This window comes from Polyangium sorediatum (genome assembly GCF_029946465.1).
GTDB lineage: Bacteria > Myxococcota_A > Polyangia > Polyangiales > Polyangiaceae > Polyangium > Polyangium fumosum.
Genome location: NZ_JARZHI010000013.1, coordinates 175,170 through 188,618 on the forward strand (window position 1 = coordinate 175,170; position 13,449 = coordinate 188,618).

At 68.8% G+C, this 13,449-nt stretch carries 11 protein-coding genes; 5 read left to right on the plus strand and 6 right to left on the minus strand.

Going from position 1 to position 13,449, the window contains the following annotated elements; genetic code table 11:
- Window positions 1-43: 43 nt before the first annotated feature.
- From QHF89_RS17620 to QHF89_RS17635, 4 genes are all read right to left on the minus strand, one after another.
- The gene (locus QHF89_RS17620) at window positions 44-994 is read right to left on the minus strand and encodes an alpha/beta hydrolase family protein (protein WP_136969262.1); all 951 of its coding nucleotides are present in this window, start codon (window positions 992-994) and stop codon (window positions 44-46) included.
- Window positions 995-1,185: 191 nt separating this feature from the next.
- On the minus strand, window positions 1,186-2,637 hold the full coding sequence (locus QHF89_RS17625; RefSeq protein WP_232379569.1) for an OmpP1/FadL family transporter: 1,452 nt from the start codon (window positions 2,635-2,637) through the stop codon (window positions 1,186-1,188).
- Window positions 2,638-2,660: 23 nt separating this feature from the next.
- The gene (locus tag QHF89_RS17630; protein WP_136969261.1) at window positions 2,661-4,421 is read right to left on the minus strand and encodes an acetyltransferase; all 1,761 of its coding nucleotides are present in this window, start codon (window positions 4,419-4,421) and stop codon (window positions 2,661-2,663) included.
- Window positions 4,418-6,250, minus strand: a complete 1,833-nt coding sequence (locus tag QHF89_RS17635; RefSeq protein ID WP_136969260.1) for a hypothetical protein — start codon at window positions 6,248-6,250, stop codon at window positions 4,418-4,420. Before QHF89_RS17635 ends, QHF89_RS17630 begins: the two co-directional genes overlap by 4 nt.
- 243 nt (window positions 6,251-6,493) lie before the next feature.
- On the opposite strand from QHF89_RS17635, the gene QHF89_RS17640 reads away from it, so the two are divergent.
- The 4 genes from QHF89_RS17640 to QHF89_RS17655 are packed head-to-tail and all read left to right on the plus strand — an operon-like array spanning window position 6,494 to window position 10,806.
- Window positions 6,494-7,621, plus strand: a complete 1,128-nt coding sequence (locus QHF89_RS17640; RefSeq protein ID WP_136969259.1) for a hypothetical protein — start codon at window positions 6,494-6,496, stop codon at window positions 7,619-7,621.
- A 48-nt stretch (window positions 7,622-7,669) separates the two neighbouring features.
- On the plus strand, window positions 7,670-9,118 hold the full coding sequence (locus QHF89_RS17645) for a GuaB1 family IMP dehydrogenase-related protein (RefSeq protein WP_136929788.1): 1,449 nt from the start codon (window positions 7,670-7,672) through the stop codon (window positions 9,116-9,118).
- 46 nt (window positions 9,119-9,164) lie between these two features.
- Complete coding sequence (locus tag QHF89_RS17650) at window positions 9,165-9,845, plus strand: hypothetical protein (protein WP_136969258.1); 681 nt, start codon at window positions 9,165-9,167, stop codon at window positions 9,843-9,845.
- A 10-nt stretch (window positions 9,846-9,855) separates the two neighbouring features.
- Window positions 9,856-10,806: a hypothetical protein gene (locus QHF89_RS17655; RefSeq protein ID WP_136969257.1), complete on the plus strand. Its 951-nt coding sequence runs from the start codon at window positions 9,856-9,858 to the stop codon at window positions 10,804-10,806.
- Between the two features lies 1 nt (window position 10,807).
- Here the strand turns inward: QHF89_RS17655 and QHF89_RS17660 are convergent, their stop codons facing one another.
- Together QHF89_RS17660 and QHF89_RS17665 are read right to left on the minus strand one after the other, a co-directional pair.
- Complete coding sequence (locus QHF89_RS17660; protein ID WP_136969256.1) at window positions 10,808-11,194, minus strand: hypothetical protein; 387 nt, start codon at window positions 11,192-11,194, stop codon at window positions 10,808-10,810.
- Window positions 11,195-11,234: 40 nt separating this feature from the next.
- Window positions 11,235-12,200, minus strand: coding sequence for a serine/threonine-protein kinase (locus QHF89_RS17665; RefSeq protein ID WP_136929784.1), 966 nt, complete (start codon window positions 12,198-12,200; stop codon window positions 11,235-11,237).
- A gap of 50 nt (window positions 12,201-12,250) precedes the next feature.
- Between QHF89_RS17665 and QHF89_RS17670 the strand changes: the two genes are divergently transcribed.
- Window positions 12,251-13,366, plus strand: a complete 1,116-nt coding sequence (locus QHF89_RS17670) for a hypothetical protein (RefSeq protein ID WP_136969255.1) — start codon at window positions 12,251-12,253, stop codon at window positions 13,364-13,366.
- Window positions 13,367-13,449 lie beyond the last annotated feature (83 nt).

Genomic DNA, 13,449 nt, shown 5'->3' on the forward strand with positions numbered 1-13,449 from the left:
ATAGGAAGGGCGCCGGGGTTTTGACGGAAGCCCTTCCATCCTCCTAGAATGCGCTGAGAATTCGGCCACGGACCTGCGGCCACTTGGGCGACGTGGGTGTAATCACGTCGAAATGGTCGGCGTTGTGCACTTTCTTCAAGGAGACGTGGTCCCCTGCATCGCGCGCATGTTCGCGGTAGTTCTCACTCGACGAGAGAGGGATGATGTCGTCGGCGGTCCCGTGGATGAGCACTTGCCGCACCCCGATCGGCACGAGCTCGCTCGGATTGCTCTCTGCATAACGCTCCGGAACGTCCGTGGGCGTGCCGCCGAGGAGCTGATCGGCGAGGGTCCCGCAAGCGCCGCGCGCCACGGGATCGGCGATATCGAGCACGCCGGCGAGGGAGACGGCGGCCGAGAGCGGGAGCGGATTGGTGCCGCGGATGGGGCTCGTCGTGGGGAGATTCGGGCGCGCGGCGGCCCATACGCCGAGGTGACCGCCCGCGGAGTGGCCCACGGTCACCACCTCGTCGAGGTCGAGATCGTAGATCGGGGCGAGCGTGCGCAGCTTGTCGATGGCCGCGCCGACATCGAGGAACGTCTCCGGATGTCCTGAATCCGTGCCGCCGTATGTGATGCGGCGGAATTCGACATTCCAGGTGGCGATGCCCCTCTGCGTGAGGTCTTCACCCATGTCGCTCATTTGCTCCAGCCCGAAGATGGTCGTCCAGCAGCCGCCGTGGAGGAGCACCGCGACGGGATGCGGGCCGCGCCCCTTAGGCACGCGCAGCTCGCCGAACTGGTCCGGCTCGGATCCGTACGAAATGAGCATGGGCTCCGCCACGCAGGAGGCGGCCTGCGCCTCCGCTGTGAGCTCCTCGGACGGGTCCCCCAGATCACCCCCGCAACCGACGAGACTCGCGAGCGAGAGCGCGAGCCCTCCGATCTGTCCGATACGACGGAGAACGCGGGCGACGTGGAGAACGCGACGAGGGGAAGGTAGAACGTACGTCATGGTTAAATCCCAGCAGGTATGCTGAGAAGGCGCAAGATCCTGACGCAAAAACCACGACAGGCCCCTCCATGGGCGAGGAATGCGATTCCACGCTGTTTATTTGACAAAATCGCTCGTTTGATCGCAACGCTGCCGCGACGCGGGGGCGGGGCGGCGCGACGACGAGGTCGTGCAGACGCGCGAATTCGAGACTAAAACCGCGCCTTCGCGTGCCCGCCGAGGTATCCGATCGCCATCGTGTACCTGCCATTGCCGACGTCGCTCCGCGAGGTCGTCACCGTCCTCGGCAGGATCCCTTGCGCGCGCGCGTCGGCATGCAGATCGAGCCACGACGTCGCCCGGACGACAGCGCCGAGACCGCCCACGAGCCGGTGCCCGTCGGGCGAACCCACGTCAATTGTCTCGTCGGGCGAGGCCGGCGATTGATACCCGACCGTCGCCGACATCGTGAAGTGCCGCGAGAGCGCAAAGCGCCCATTGGCTTCGACCCACACCGTGTCGTTCCACGTCCGGGGCAAGATCGCCCGCACCGAGGGCCCGATCCCGAGCTTCGGCTGCGCGAGCGAGGGCGATCGGGTCGTCACGACGAACGCATCCACGTCCGAGTAGGTCACGTACTGGACGAACCCGTCGACACGGAAGGCCCGTGTCGCCTGATACGACGCGCCTGCCGTGATTCGCTTCGGGAGCCGGAAGGCGAGCTCGGCATCCCCTTGGACGAGCGGCGGATACCGGAGCCCCTGCGCGGCGAGGTCCTGCGTGAAGAACGGATCGTTCATGTCGAGCGCGAAGCGCCCCCGGTACCGCATCTGCGCGCCGTGCTGATAGGCGAGCGCGAGGCGGACGTCCTCGGAAGGCTGGTACAAAAGGCCGACGTTGAACGAGATCCCATGGCTCAGGGCGTTCGTGATCGAAATCGGCCGCGAGAGCACGTCGAGCTCGCGCACGTGGCTCGGCGCGTTCGGGCCGAACTCGTTTGGCTGGCCAATCGGCGGATCCGAGAACGCGCGCTGAAACTCGGGGAGCTCCGCGAAGTCTTGCTTCTTGGAGAGGCTCGCGAGCCCGCCGACGTACGAGACGCCCGCGCCGAACGAGAGGGTTGGCAGCACGCGCAGGGCCGCGCTCGCCGTCACGTAGGACGCCACGATGAACGCCTGCCGGAGCTGCCACGCCTGCGGGCCATTCGCCGGGAAATCGAGCGCCGCCGCATAAGGCACGTACGCGCCGAGCCCGAGGACGAGCCGCCGCTCGGCCATGGGCCATGCGAAAAACAGATCCCCCGTCGGCGCGAGCGGCGTCGCGATCACCTCCCTGGCAAAACCATGTTTTCCTGGGTCCGTCTCGCCCGCCGCCATGGGCCCTCGCAATCGGAGGCTGTCGGGCGTCTGGTACGTCCCCCGCCGCTCGCGGCGATACCCGACGCGCCCTGCGACGAGGCCCGCGCCGCCGAAGAGCTCGGGGCGATCGAGATCGGCAAGCGCTGCGGGGTTCCAGTGAATGGCCGCGCCGTCGGAGATCGTCGGCCCGGATTGTCCGCTCCCCACGAGCGGCGCGTCGAGCCCGGACGCGCCCGCGCCTCGTGACGCGAGGAGCCCGCCGAAAAGGAGGGGCAAGGACACGATACGCAGCGGACGACGTGACATGGTGCTCTCCCCCTTCGATCGATTCACGACACGCGCGTCACGACGAGCACGAGCCTGTGCAGGCTCGGCTTTTCTTCCGCGACGATCTCGAAGACGCGCCCCTCGGCGTCCTCCACGTAGAGCCGATCGCCCGGCGCAATCGGCACCTTTTCGTGCGCTGTGTCCCCGTCGATCTCGACGCGCGAGGACACCTTTTGCGTGAGCGCGGCGTCGGCGAAGAACCCCGGACGCGTGTAGGCGTACGGCCGCACGGGATTGCCCTCCGCGTCCTTCCGGATATCCTCGGGCGCCACGAAATAGAGCCAATCCTCGGCGCTCCCCTCGGGCTGCACGTAGAAGACATCGGCGTCGCCGCGGGTGTTTTGCGTCAGCGCCTCGGCGATCTCCCGCAGCGTCGCGGGGTTCCCTTCGATGTTCTCGCGAATTCGCGCGACGACTTGCTCCGTTCGCACGCCCACGGGCACGTCGTGCACGGCCATCACCACGTTCGCCTCGCCCTCCGCGAGCCCGCCGTCGTGCATTCGCGCCTGCGCGACTTCGAGGAGCATGTCCCAGTAATACGACGGCCGAGGCGGCGGCTGGTCGAGGATCACGCTCGGATCGATGTCGATCTGCACCCATCCTGCACCATCGATGCACACCCGCACGGCCTCGAAGGGATCGGAGACCTCGCCCGCCGGCGAATACGTGGTGCAATGGGGCGGGATACGCGCCGCGAGGCGCCGACCCGCCTCGGCGAGGACACGCTCCTCGACCCAAGGCGCCGCATTCCAGACAGGAGAATTGCCGAGCGGCCGCGGATCCCTGCGCGTCCCGGGCGCGAGGTAGGCCGGGTCCTCGTCGATCGTCATCGTCATCTCCCGGATCGCGAGGTCCTCCGCGAGCCCCTGCACTTCGAGCCACCGCGGATCCGTGAAATCGAAGGCGCGGCCGATCTGCCCGCCGATCGAGTTCACGCTGGCGACGCGCGCATGGGAGGCATCGATGCCTCGATACGGCAAGGCATTCACGTCGAGCCGCACCGTCATCCGAAAACCCCCGTCGGCGGTCGAGAGGCCGGAGGCGGACTGGAGAAATCCGGGATGCGCGGGGCCTTCGGGGCGCGTCGGATCGAGCGGCGCCCGGCCAAACCGCTCCGAGAGCGAGGCGAAATCCGTGGCCACGTCGTGGAGGGTCAGGGCAATTTTCCCTTTCTCCACGTCGTAAAGGCCTTCGGGGTGATCGGCGCTCACCGGGCCCTTGCGGACGCGCGCGCGCGGATGCGTCGCAATCACCTGGTCGAGCACGACGTCGGTGACGATCGATCGCGGGGCGAGCGGCTCGTTCGGCCCCACGCCCGCGAGGTCCGCGAGGATCCGCGACGGCGAGATCCCAACGGCCTCGCCCACGGCCGTGAGCCCCGCGAGCGACGTGCCTTCGAGCCGCGCGCTCGCCGGCGTCATGTGGAGGAGCGCGAACATGTTCCACGTCGGCTGCGGGAGCGCATTCGCTTCGCCTTCGGGGAGACGCATGAATCGATCGAGCGCATTCTCCACGAGCGGCCGAAGCTCCATGTCGAAGAGCCAGGTCTCTTCGAGCGTTTTTCGCGGCAACCGGCGGAGCTCCTCCGGGCCGAGCGTCTGCGCGAAATCCTCCACGTCGAGCCGCAGGAACCGCAAGGTGATCGCGCGGCTCTCGCCCACGGCAAGCTCGTGCTCGGGCGGGGGCGATTCCAGCGTGACGGGCTCGACGCATCCCGCTGCACCAAGGAGGGCGAGCAGGGCAGCGCATCGTCGCGGGGTCATTGGGACCTCCGCGAGGCGACTTTCTCGAAATCGACGATCATGTCGCGTCCCTCCTCCTCGGGCACCAGGATCCGGATTTCGTAGACGTCGCGCGTGTCGTCCTCCGCATAAAGCACGAGCTCCCCCGGCGAGAGCGGCACCTTCTCGTGCTCCGTGTCGGCGACGCCTGGGATCTGCCGCTTCGAGAGGCGGCTCTCCTCGGCGAGATCCGGGCTCTCGAAGAACCCGGGGCGCTCGTAGCGATAAGGCTTGGGCTGGTCCGAGCCCGCCAGGTCTGGCTTTGGATCGGAGGGCGCCACGAAATACAAGAGCGACCGCCTGCTTTCCGCGTCGCGACGCACGTAGAAATCGAGGTCGTGGTTGTTCACCCAGAACCGCCCGACGATGACGTTCGCCATCAGGTCCGCCTGCGATTGCAACATCGGTCGCATCGCCTGGACGAGCTCGGCGCCGCGCGGGCCGATCGGCACGTTCCGCAGCGCGAACACGGGCCTCGCCGCGCCCTCGGGGATGTCCGCGGCGCCGTCGCCCGTCGGATCGTGGAGCGAAATCTGCGCGACCTCGGCCAGGAGCTCCCACAAGAATCGCGGCTCCGGCACGGTCACGCCCCGGATCGCATTCGCGAACGTGATCCACCCCGGCGCACGACCCCGTCCAATCGTCACGCCGACCAGACATTCGCCGTTGAGCCCGACGTAACAACGATCGTACGACCGCTGCCCGTACGCGCGCCGCGCGCTGCTCGTCACGATCGATTCCAGGAAAAACGGACGGCAGCCGGGATCGGCCTCACACGAGGGGACGAAATGGTCCGCCTCGACGGTCGAGAAACGCATGTCGACCGTGGGGACGTCTGCGACGCCCCGGATGACGAGCCGCTCGGGATCCTCGAAATCGAACGAGAGCGGAGCGCGGCCTTCCATCAAGAACATGTCACCGCCGCCGGACGAGAGATCGATCCCGCGCACGCGGCGCAGGTTCGATTCGGCGACCACACGCATGCGGAAATCGGGGCCGAGCACGTCGCTCCGCGTGGCGAAATACCCGTCGTCCGGCACGAGCACGCCGGGATGCTCGCCGGAGCCCGCGAACGGGCTCCTGCCCACGGGGCCGAAGGTTTCGGGCAATGTCGAGAGGTCTTTCAGCGCGTCATAGAGGGTCACCGGGAGTTTTCCCGAGGGGTCGTCGATTCCCGGATGCGTGCCGAGCAAGTTTTCCTGGAGCGAGCGCACCAGCGCCGCCGTGGGCACGACGGGATCCGTGCGCCCGATGCCGAGGGTCTCGGCGAGCACCTCGGCGAAATCGAAGCGGAACGTGGTCGGGTTTTGGTCGACGAGCTCGGAGAACGTCGAAAGGCTCGTCCCCGAAAGAACCGTATTCGCCGGCGTCATGCCGAGCAACCGCACGAGGCCGAACTCCGCCGAAGTGCGCCATGCGGACCCGAACGTCCGCCCGAGCGTGGTTTGCGTGCAATCGTAGCCGGGGTTTTTCTGATCGAGCCTCCAGCCATCGCCGCAGGCGTCGCGGATGGCGTCGAGGACGTTGCCGAGCAGCCTGGTGGAGTCGACGTCGAGGATCCGGATGCGCCGCGCGGATTCTCCGAACATTCGAAGGGCCTTGGCCTTGTCGAGCTCCAGCGTGAGTTCCTCGGGCGCCTCGGGGCCGGGCCGGGCGAGGAGGACCCGATTCGCGAGAATCGGCGGCGGCAGGGCCTCCTCGCCCTCGGCCGGCGGCTCGACGCCGGAGAGCTCGGTGGTGGCCGCGGGGCCACCACAAGCGGCGAGCGGTAGGCAGAGGAGCCAAAAACGGGTGCGTGTCGAGGTCCGCATGGAGCGCATCTCCGTCGGAACGAAAACGAGGCGAGAGCGCCCGGGACGCTTGCCGCGATGCGGCAAAGCCTGGAGACACGATCGCCTTCTCCCGTTCCAAACGAGATCGTTGGGCGACGCCATGCGCCGTCAACGGCAGGCGCGCCGCGCGTGAACGGGGCCGTCCTGAACGCTTGACCTGCAACGAAGGAAAGCCATAGGATGCCCATTTCATAGGCGACCGCCTCTCCACGGAGCTCTTCCATGCGCCGCTTTCTCGCCCCCTCGCTCGCCGCCCTCGCGGCGCTGGTAACTTTATCGACCGCCCAGGACGCCGAGGCCCAGGCGTACCGCGACGGACCGCCCCCGCAGCACCGGATCGTCTATAACGATTTGACGTTGTTCCGGTGGAATCCGCTCGGCCTCATCACGGACGCGCGTTTCGTCTACCGATACCGGCTTTACAAGAGCGAGAGTGTGGCGCTCCGGGACAATTTCATCGGCGTTGGACTCGCGCCGTCCCTGAGCGGCGCGTTCGCCCGCGGCGGACCCACGATCCAGATCCAGCCGGCGAGCTTCCTCCAGCTCTGGGCGCTCTACGAAGGAATCGCGTATTTCGGCGCGTTCAACTTCCTGCAATCGTACCCCACGGCGGACGCGACGAAGGTGAACTACAGCGACACCGAGCTCGCGCGGCGCGGCGACCTCGAAAAGGGCGACCCCCAGAAAAATTATTCGACGACCGGCACGCAGCTCATCGCCGGCGCGAACCTGCAGTTCAAGTTCGGCCCCGTCGCGGCGCGCAACCTCTTCCGGTTCGGCCGGCCCGACATGAAGCTACGCCAGGGCGACCGCGTCTTTTACGATATCTTCTACGATCTGCTCGTGGGCGACGGCGGCCTCTGGTACTCGAACGACACCGATCTCCTCTTCCAGGGCCTCGACAACCGCCTCAGCGTCGGCCTGCGCTGGACAACGGGGCAGGCGTTTTACAACGACGACCATTTCGCGCCCGGCGACGACAAGACCCGCGCGCCCGGCGCGATTCACCGGCTCGGGCCCATCGCGGCGTGGACGTTCAAAAAGCCGGACGGCGCGGGGCTCGAACCGACGCTCCTGCTCGTCGCGAACTGGTGGCTGAAGTCGCCCTACCGCACGGGCCAGGACGTCTCGCAGGCTGTCCCCTACATCATCCTCGCGCTGAACATCACAGGAGACCTCCTGCCCGCTCCGCCGAAGGAAAAGGCCGAGCCCGAGGCCACGAAGCCCACGTCGAGCGAGCCCCCGGCCACGCCCGAGCCTGCGAAGGAGCCGGAGCCGGCCAAGGAGCCCGCGCCCGCCGAGCCTGCGCCCGCGGCCCCCGCCTCGCCCGACGCCGCCAGCCCGCAATAAACCGAGCCTCCGCTCGTCGTTTTCGCCGCATTCGGCTAGAGTTGCCGCATGCGATTTCTCCATCCCGAGCGGGACGAAAACCTCGAGCTCGCGCTCGAAGACGTCTTCTTGACGCCAGGGTATTTCGAGGGCGTCTCGCGCCTCGACGTCGATCTCCGGCCGGTCGATTTTCCGGGTGGGTCGCACCCGATCGTCTCGGCGAACATGAATGCCGTCACGGGCAAACGCATGGCGGAGACGATGGCCCGCTTCGGCGGTCTCGGCGTGCTGCCCCAGGACATGGCCCTCGATACGACCGAGCGCATCGTCGGGCACATCAAGAGCGCCGATCCCCGGTACGACACGCCCCTCGTGGTCTCGCCGCGCGAGAGCCTGCGCGACGTGCAAGGCATCATCCGCAAGCGATCCCATGACATGGTCGTCGTCGTGGATGACGAGCGCCGCGTCCTCGGCATCGTCACGCACGCGGACCTGCGGGATCGGGATCAGTACACGCCCGCCTCGGCGCTGATGTCCTCGCGCCTCGTGACGATCGCCGCGGGCACGCCGAACCGCGACGCATTCCTCCTCATGGAAGAGGCGCGCGTGAAGGCCGTGCCCGTGCTCGACGCCCAGGGCAAGCTCGTGGGGGTCTTGACGCGCGACGACGCCGTGCGGCTGGAGCTGCTCCGGCCGAGTTTGTCCGGGCGCGGCGAGCTCATGGTCGCGGCCGCCGTGGGCATTTCGGCGAACGCGCCCGAGTTTGCCCGTCGGCTCGTGGACATCGGGGTCTCGGCGATCGTGCTCGACACGGCGCACGGCCATCAGCGGCGCATGATCGACGCCATCCGGGCCGTGCGGAAGGCCATCGGGAGCGCCGTGCCGCTCGTCGCGGGCAATGTGTGCACCGCCGAAGGCACGCGTGATTTGCTGGAGGCGGGTGCGGACATCGTGAAGGTGAACGTGGGGCCGGGCGCGATGTGCACGACACGCATGCAAACGGGCGCGGGCCGGCCGACGTTCAGCTCGGTGCTCGCGTGTGCGCGCGAGGCGCACGCGCACGGAAAACACGTATGGGCCGACGGCGGCGTGAAATACCCGCGCGATGTGGCGCTCTACCTCGCCGCGGGCGCGTCACGCGTGATGGTGGGCACGGCGCTCGCGGGCACGTACGAGAGCCCCGGCGACGTGAAAGAGGACCGCGAGGGCGCGCTCTACAAGGAGAACTACGGCATGGCGAGCGCCCGCGCCGTGCACGATCGGACCGCCGACATCGATCCGTTCGAGCGCGCGAAAAAGAGCTTCTTCCGGGAGGGCATTTCGACGTCGCGCATTTACATCCAGGAGGGCAAGGAGAGCGTGGGCGCGCTGCTCATCGACATGATCACGGGCGTGCAATCGGCCTGCACGTACGCCGGCGCGCGGAGCTTGCCCGCGCTCCATGAAAAGGCGGTGATCGGGGTGCAGACGCTCGCGGGATACGGTGAGGGCAAACCCCACGGCGCCGTGCGGCGCTGACGCAAGGGCGCTCCCGGCGGAGGCGAGTTTCGGGTAAGCTCCGGGGATGCGCGCGCCGCTCCTCGCCGTTTTGCTCCTCGCCTCCGCTCCCGCGTGCAGCGAGCCTTCCGAGACCCGCGGATCGAGCATGTTCACGCCGGACGAGCTCTCGCTCTTCGCCGAGCTGCGCACGAACGGCGGCACGGCCCAGGTTTTGGTCACGTTGCTCGGCGACGGGACGAGCATCACGCTGGATAACACCGATCACTTGAGCCTCATCGAGCCGGGCGGCCCCGAGCAGGCCCTCGTCGCCGGCGGCTTCGGATACGTGGCGCAGCTCGAGACGAGCGCCACGGAGCTCGACCTCGTCTTTTTGCGCGGCACCGAGCTCTTCGTGAGCAAGCTCGTGGCGCCTCCGCCTTTTTCGATCGTGGTCCCGAGCGCGCCCGCCTCCCGCGCGTCTCCCATCCCGATCAACTGGGACGCGGCGGACGGCGCGTTCGAGACGTGGGTCGACGTGACGGCCCCCTGTTTGTTATGGCCAATTACGCGTTATTTCGCGGAGGATCCCGGCGTGTACGCGATCCAGCCGGCGGACCTCGCGATCGAACCCGGGACGGCAGGCTGCGATTTCCGCGTGTGGGTCACGCGCTCGGCGTCGAGCGGGACCATCGCGCCCGGGTTCGGCGAGTCCCCCGCGCCCGGCGGACTTCAAATACGCTCGGTTTCAATCTCCACCTCCCCTTGAGGACGACGCCATGAACATGAGGCACCTCGACAAGCTCTTCGTCATGATCATCGCCACGACGGCGCTCGGGGCGCGCGGGCTCGCGTGTGGGCCGTGTCCGGAAAACGTGTCGCAGATCCCGCTCCTGCCGCCGAGCAGCGACGGGGGCGTCGAGGACGCGGGCGACTGGATCGCCGACGAATGCCAGCGCAAATGCCCGAACGGGATCTCGTGCGTGCCGGCGTCGATCCCCCTCGAAGACGGAGGCACGATGCCCGCGATCGAGTGCACACAAATGTCGGAGTGCGGCGCGGGGCGGCGGCCGCTCGGAGGGTACGGTCCGGAAAAACGTTTGGACACCAAGGATCTCGGGCCGGCGGGTGCATGGCTCGTCGACGCGGCCACGCTCGAAGCCGGATCGGTGATCGCCTTCCGGGAGTTGCGGCGGGATCTCGCCGCGCTCGGGGCGCCGCGGAGGCTCTTGCGGGCGGCCTCGCGGGCGGCCGACGAGGAGCGGCGGCACACGCGGCGCACACGGGCCCTCGCGCGGCGGTACGGGGCGTGTGTGCCGAGACAAACGTTCGGCGCGACGCGGCGCGCGGCGCTGGAGGAGCTCGCGACACACAACGCGGCCGAGGGTTGCGTGCGGGAGGCATTCGGCGCGCTCGTCGCGCGGTGGCAGGCGACGTTCGCGGAGGACGCCGAGGTGCGCGCCGCCATGGCGCGGATTGCCGACGAGGAGGCGCGCCACGCGGCGCTCGCCTATGCGATCGACGCCTGGGCGAAGCGGCGGCTCGATCCGGCCGCGCGGGCGCGCGTGGAGGCGGCGCGCAGGGAAGCGGCACAGGCGCTCGAGGCCCCGCGGGCGCGGGATACGGGACGCGACGAGGCGCTACGTGTCCTGGGTTTGCCCGACGCGGCGGAGGCGGAGGCGCTCGCGCAAAGGTTCGTCGCGGCGCTCGGGATCGACGCCGCGGCCTGAATCAGCTCTTTTTGCGGCTGTGGAGGACGATCCCGAGGACGAGGGCCCCGAGGGAGAAAAGGAACGGCGTGGTCCCGAGGGCCAAGCCGACGTCCTTGCACCCGTCGGCCTCGGCGTACCCCGTCTCGCGGATGAGCGCCCGCTGGGACGCGTCGATGTAATCCCCCCGAAGCGCCTCGTCCGTCATGGATCGGCCCAGCATCGCGCCGACGGGCCCCATTCCGATCGAACCGAGCGACACGAGGATCGCGACACCCCCCACGATCGCGCCGCCGAGCGGCCTCTTCATGAGCGCGAGCAAGAAGCCGAGGGCCGCGAGGCCGAGCCCCAGGATCGCGAACAGCAGAATCACCCACGCGGGCCAGCCGCACCACCTGAACGTTTCCACGGGACGCCGATGGGACCGCGCGAGGCGCGGGATGTCAAGGTCAGCGGGGCGGCCTGTCGCCCGCGCGAATGCGGCCCTCGGCGACGGCCGTCGCGTACGGCGGCGTTTTGCCGGCCCGGAGCGAGTAGACGTCGAAGCGCATCGTCGCGGCGTCGGGATAACGGGCTTCCTTGTGGAACGCGAGCGCGATGTCGACGACGCGGCACACGGGCGCGGGGATGTGGGGCGCGATGGTCGCGAGCGGAGGCGCGGGGCGCGTGGCCGCGGCGACGAGCAGGAGCGCGTTCTCGGCGTCGCCGTGCACGTAGCGGCCTCCGAGCAGGCGGAACATCGTCGCGCCGAGCGCGAAGAGGTCGGTCCGGCCGTCGAGCTCCTGGTTTTTCCCCATCGCCTGCTCGGGCGCCATGTACTCGTAGCTGCCGATGGCGACGCCCGTCTTCGTGGCCGTCTTCTCGGGCAGCTCCGCCGTGCCTTCGGGGAGCGTGTCGACGCGGGCGATGCCGAAATCGAGCACCTTGATCCGCCCATCCCTGCCGTTGTGCAGGTTCTCGGGCTTGAGGTCGCGATGCACGATGCCGAATGCGTGCGCGACGACGAGCACGTCGAGGACCTTGTGCGCGATCCGCAAGACCTCGTCGACGGAGAGCACGCCCTTGCGCGCCATGCGCTCGAAGACGGTCTCGCCGTCGAGCAGCTCCATCGCCATGAACGCCGCGCCGTCCTCGGACACGCCCGACTCGTAGACGGCGGGCAGCCCTTCGCAGAGCGGGCCGACGGCCGCGAGCGCGCTGCCGATAGGCCCTTCGCGGAGGAATCGCTTTCGCAGCTCGGAGATGTCTTGCAGGTAGGGATGGAGGATCTTGATCGCCGCGACGTACCCATCGGGGCGACGGCCGAGAAAGACGCTCGCCATGCCACCGATGCCGAGCAGGCGCTCGAGGGTCCAGGTCCCGACCGACGTGCCGATGCGCCGCGCCGCGATCTCCTCGTCCGATTCCGACATCATGCGGGGCCGAGGTTACCACGACCGCGCCGCGAGCGGGTTACACTGCGGCGATGCTTCCGCGCCCATGCTTCCTTTCCGGCCTCTTGCTCGCGCCGATCGCGCTCCCGACGGCCGCCTGCTGGCTCGATCTCGACCGCCTCGGCGCGGGCCTGCCGGGCGCCGCGGCCGGCGGCGGGAGCGGCACCACGAGCAGCACCATGAGCGGCAGCGGCGGCGGCGGTCCGGGGTCGCTCGTGCTCGATTGTGATCCGTGTCCCGAGGGCGGATGCGCGCCCGTGCCTGTCGCGGAAGGGCCGTCGTTCGCGCTCGGCGCCGCGGATCTCGTGGTCGGGAGCGACGGCGTGTACTGGGTGAACCAGGAGGGCGGCGAGGTCATGCGGTTCGTCGCGGGCGCGGAGGCGCCAGAGATGCTCGCGAGCGCGGTCGCGCCGCGTTGTCTCGTGGTGCGCGACGGAAACGTGTTTTACGGGGACGACGAGGGGCTCTGGTCCTGCGCGGCGGAGGACTGCATGGCGAGCCGGCAAAAGCTCGCGACCTCGGTTGCGCAAGGTACGATCGGGCGCGTCGCGTTCGACGGGGCCTCGGTCTACTGGACGGATCGCGGCGCGGCGGACAGCGACGGCCGCGTGTACGGCTGCGCGCCGGGCGACTGCGCGGCGCCGAAGGAGTATGCGACCGGGCTTTTTCGATCGGACACGATCCTGACGAGCGGCGGCCAGCTCTTCTGGGTCGAGCTCGGCAATGGCAACGGCAACGGCGCGATCTACCAGGGTTCGTCCGGGGGAGCCGCGACGTCCGTCGCAGGCGCGCTCGTCTTCCCCACGTCCGTCGCCGTGGACAACGATTCATTTTATTACCCGTCATGGCAGCCGGGCGGCACGATCCAGCGGTGTCCCAAGGGTGGGTATTGCAGCGGACCCACGGCGATCACGCCCGGCGAGGCCGGGGACAAACCCTTCGACGTGGCCGTCTCCGGGGGGCGCGTGTACTGGAGCGACACGATGAGCGGCGCGATCCGGAGCTGTCCCACGGCCGGCTGCGGGGACGAGGCGCCGCGCGTGCATGCGAGCGGGCGGACGGGCCTTTCGCGTTTCGCGCTGGGAAAAGCGTGTATTTTTTGGGTGGACGCGACGAACGGCGGGAGCGTGATGAAGGTCGGTCGATGAGCCGCGGTTTCAAGGGTCGCGGCTATCACGCTTGACACGCGTCGGCCCTTGTGGCAGCGGGCGAGCGCGCGAAAGCGTCTGTG

Bases quoted from the DNA above. Each gene is read 5' to 3' on its own strand.
- QHF89_RS17620 (WP_136969262.1), bottom strand. From the start codon at position 994: ATGACGTACGTTCTACCTTCCCCTCGTCGCGTTCTCCACGTCGCCCGC.
- QHF89_RS17625 (WP_232379569.1), bottom strand. From the start codon at position 2,637: ATGTCACGTCGTCCGCTGCGTATCGTGTCCTTGCCCCTCCTTTTCGGC.
- QHF89_RS17630 (WP_136969261.1), bottom strand. From the start codon at position 4,421: ATGACCCCGCGACGATGCGCTGCCCTGCTCGCCCTCCTTGGTGCAGCG.
- QHF89_RS17635 (WP_136969260.1), bottom strand. From the start codon at position 6,250: ATGCGGACCTCGACACGCACCCGTTTTTGGCTCCTCTGCCTACCGCTC.
- QHF89_RS17640 (WP_136969259.1), top strand. From the start codon at position 6,494: ATGCGCCGCTTTCTCGCCCCCTCGCTCGCCGCCCTCGCGGCGCTGGTA.
- QHF89_RS17645 (WP_136929788.1), top strand. From the start codon at position 7,670: ATGCGATTTCTCCATCCCGAGCGGGACGAAAACCTCGAGCTCGCGCTC.
- QHF89_RS17650 (WP_136969258.1), top strand. From the start codon at position 9,165: ATGCGCGCGCCGCTCCTCGCCGTTTTGCTCCTCGCCTCCGCTCCCGCG.
- QHF89_RS17655 (WP_136969257.1), top strand. From the start codon at position 9,856: ATGAACATGAGGCACCTCGACAAGCTCTTCGTCATGATCATCGCCACG.
- QHF89_RS17665 (WP_136929784.1), bottom strand. From the start codon at position 12,200: ATGATGTCGGAATCGGACGAGGAGATCGCGGCGCGGCGCATCGGCACG.
- QHF89_RS17670 (WP_136969255.1), top strand. From the start codon at position 12,251: ATGCTTCCGCGCCCATGCTTCCTTTCCGGCCTCTTGCTCGCGCCGATC.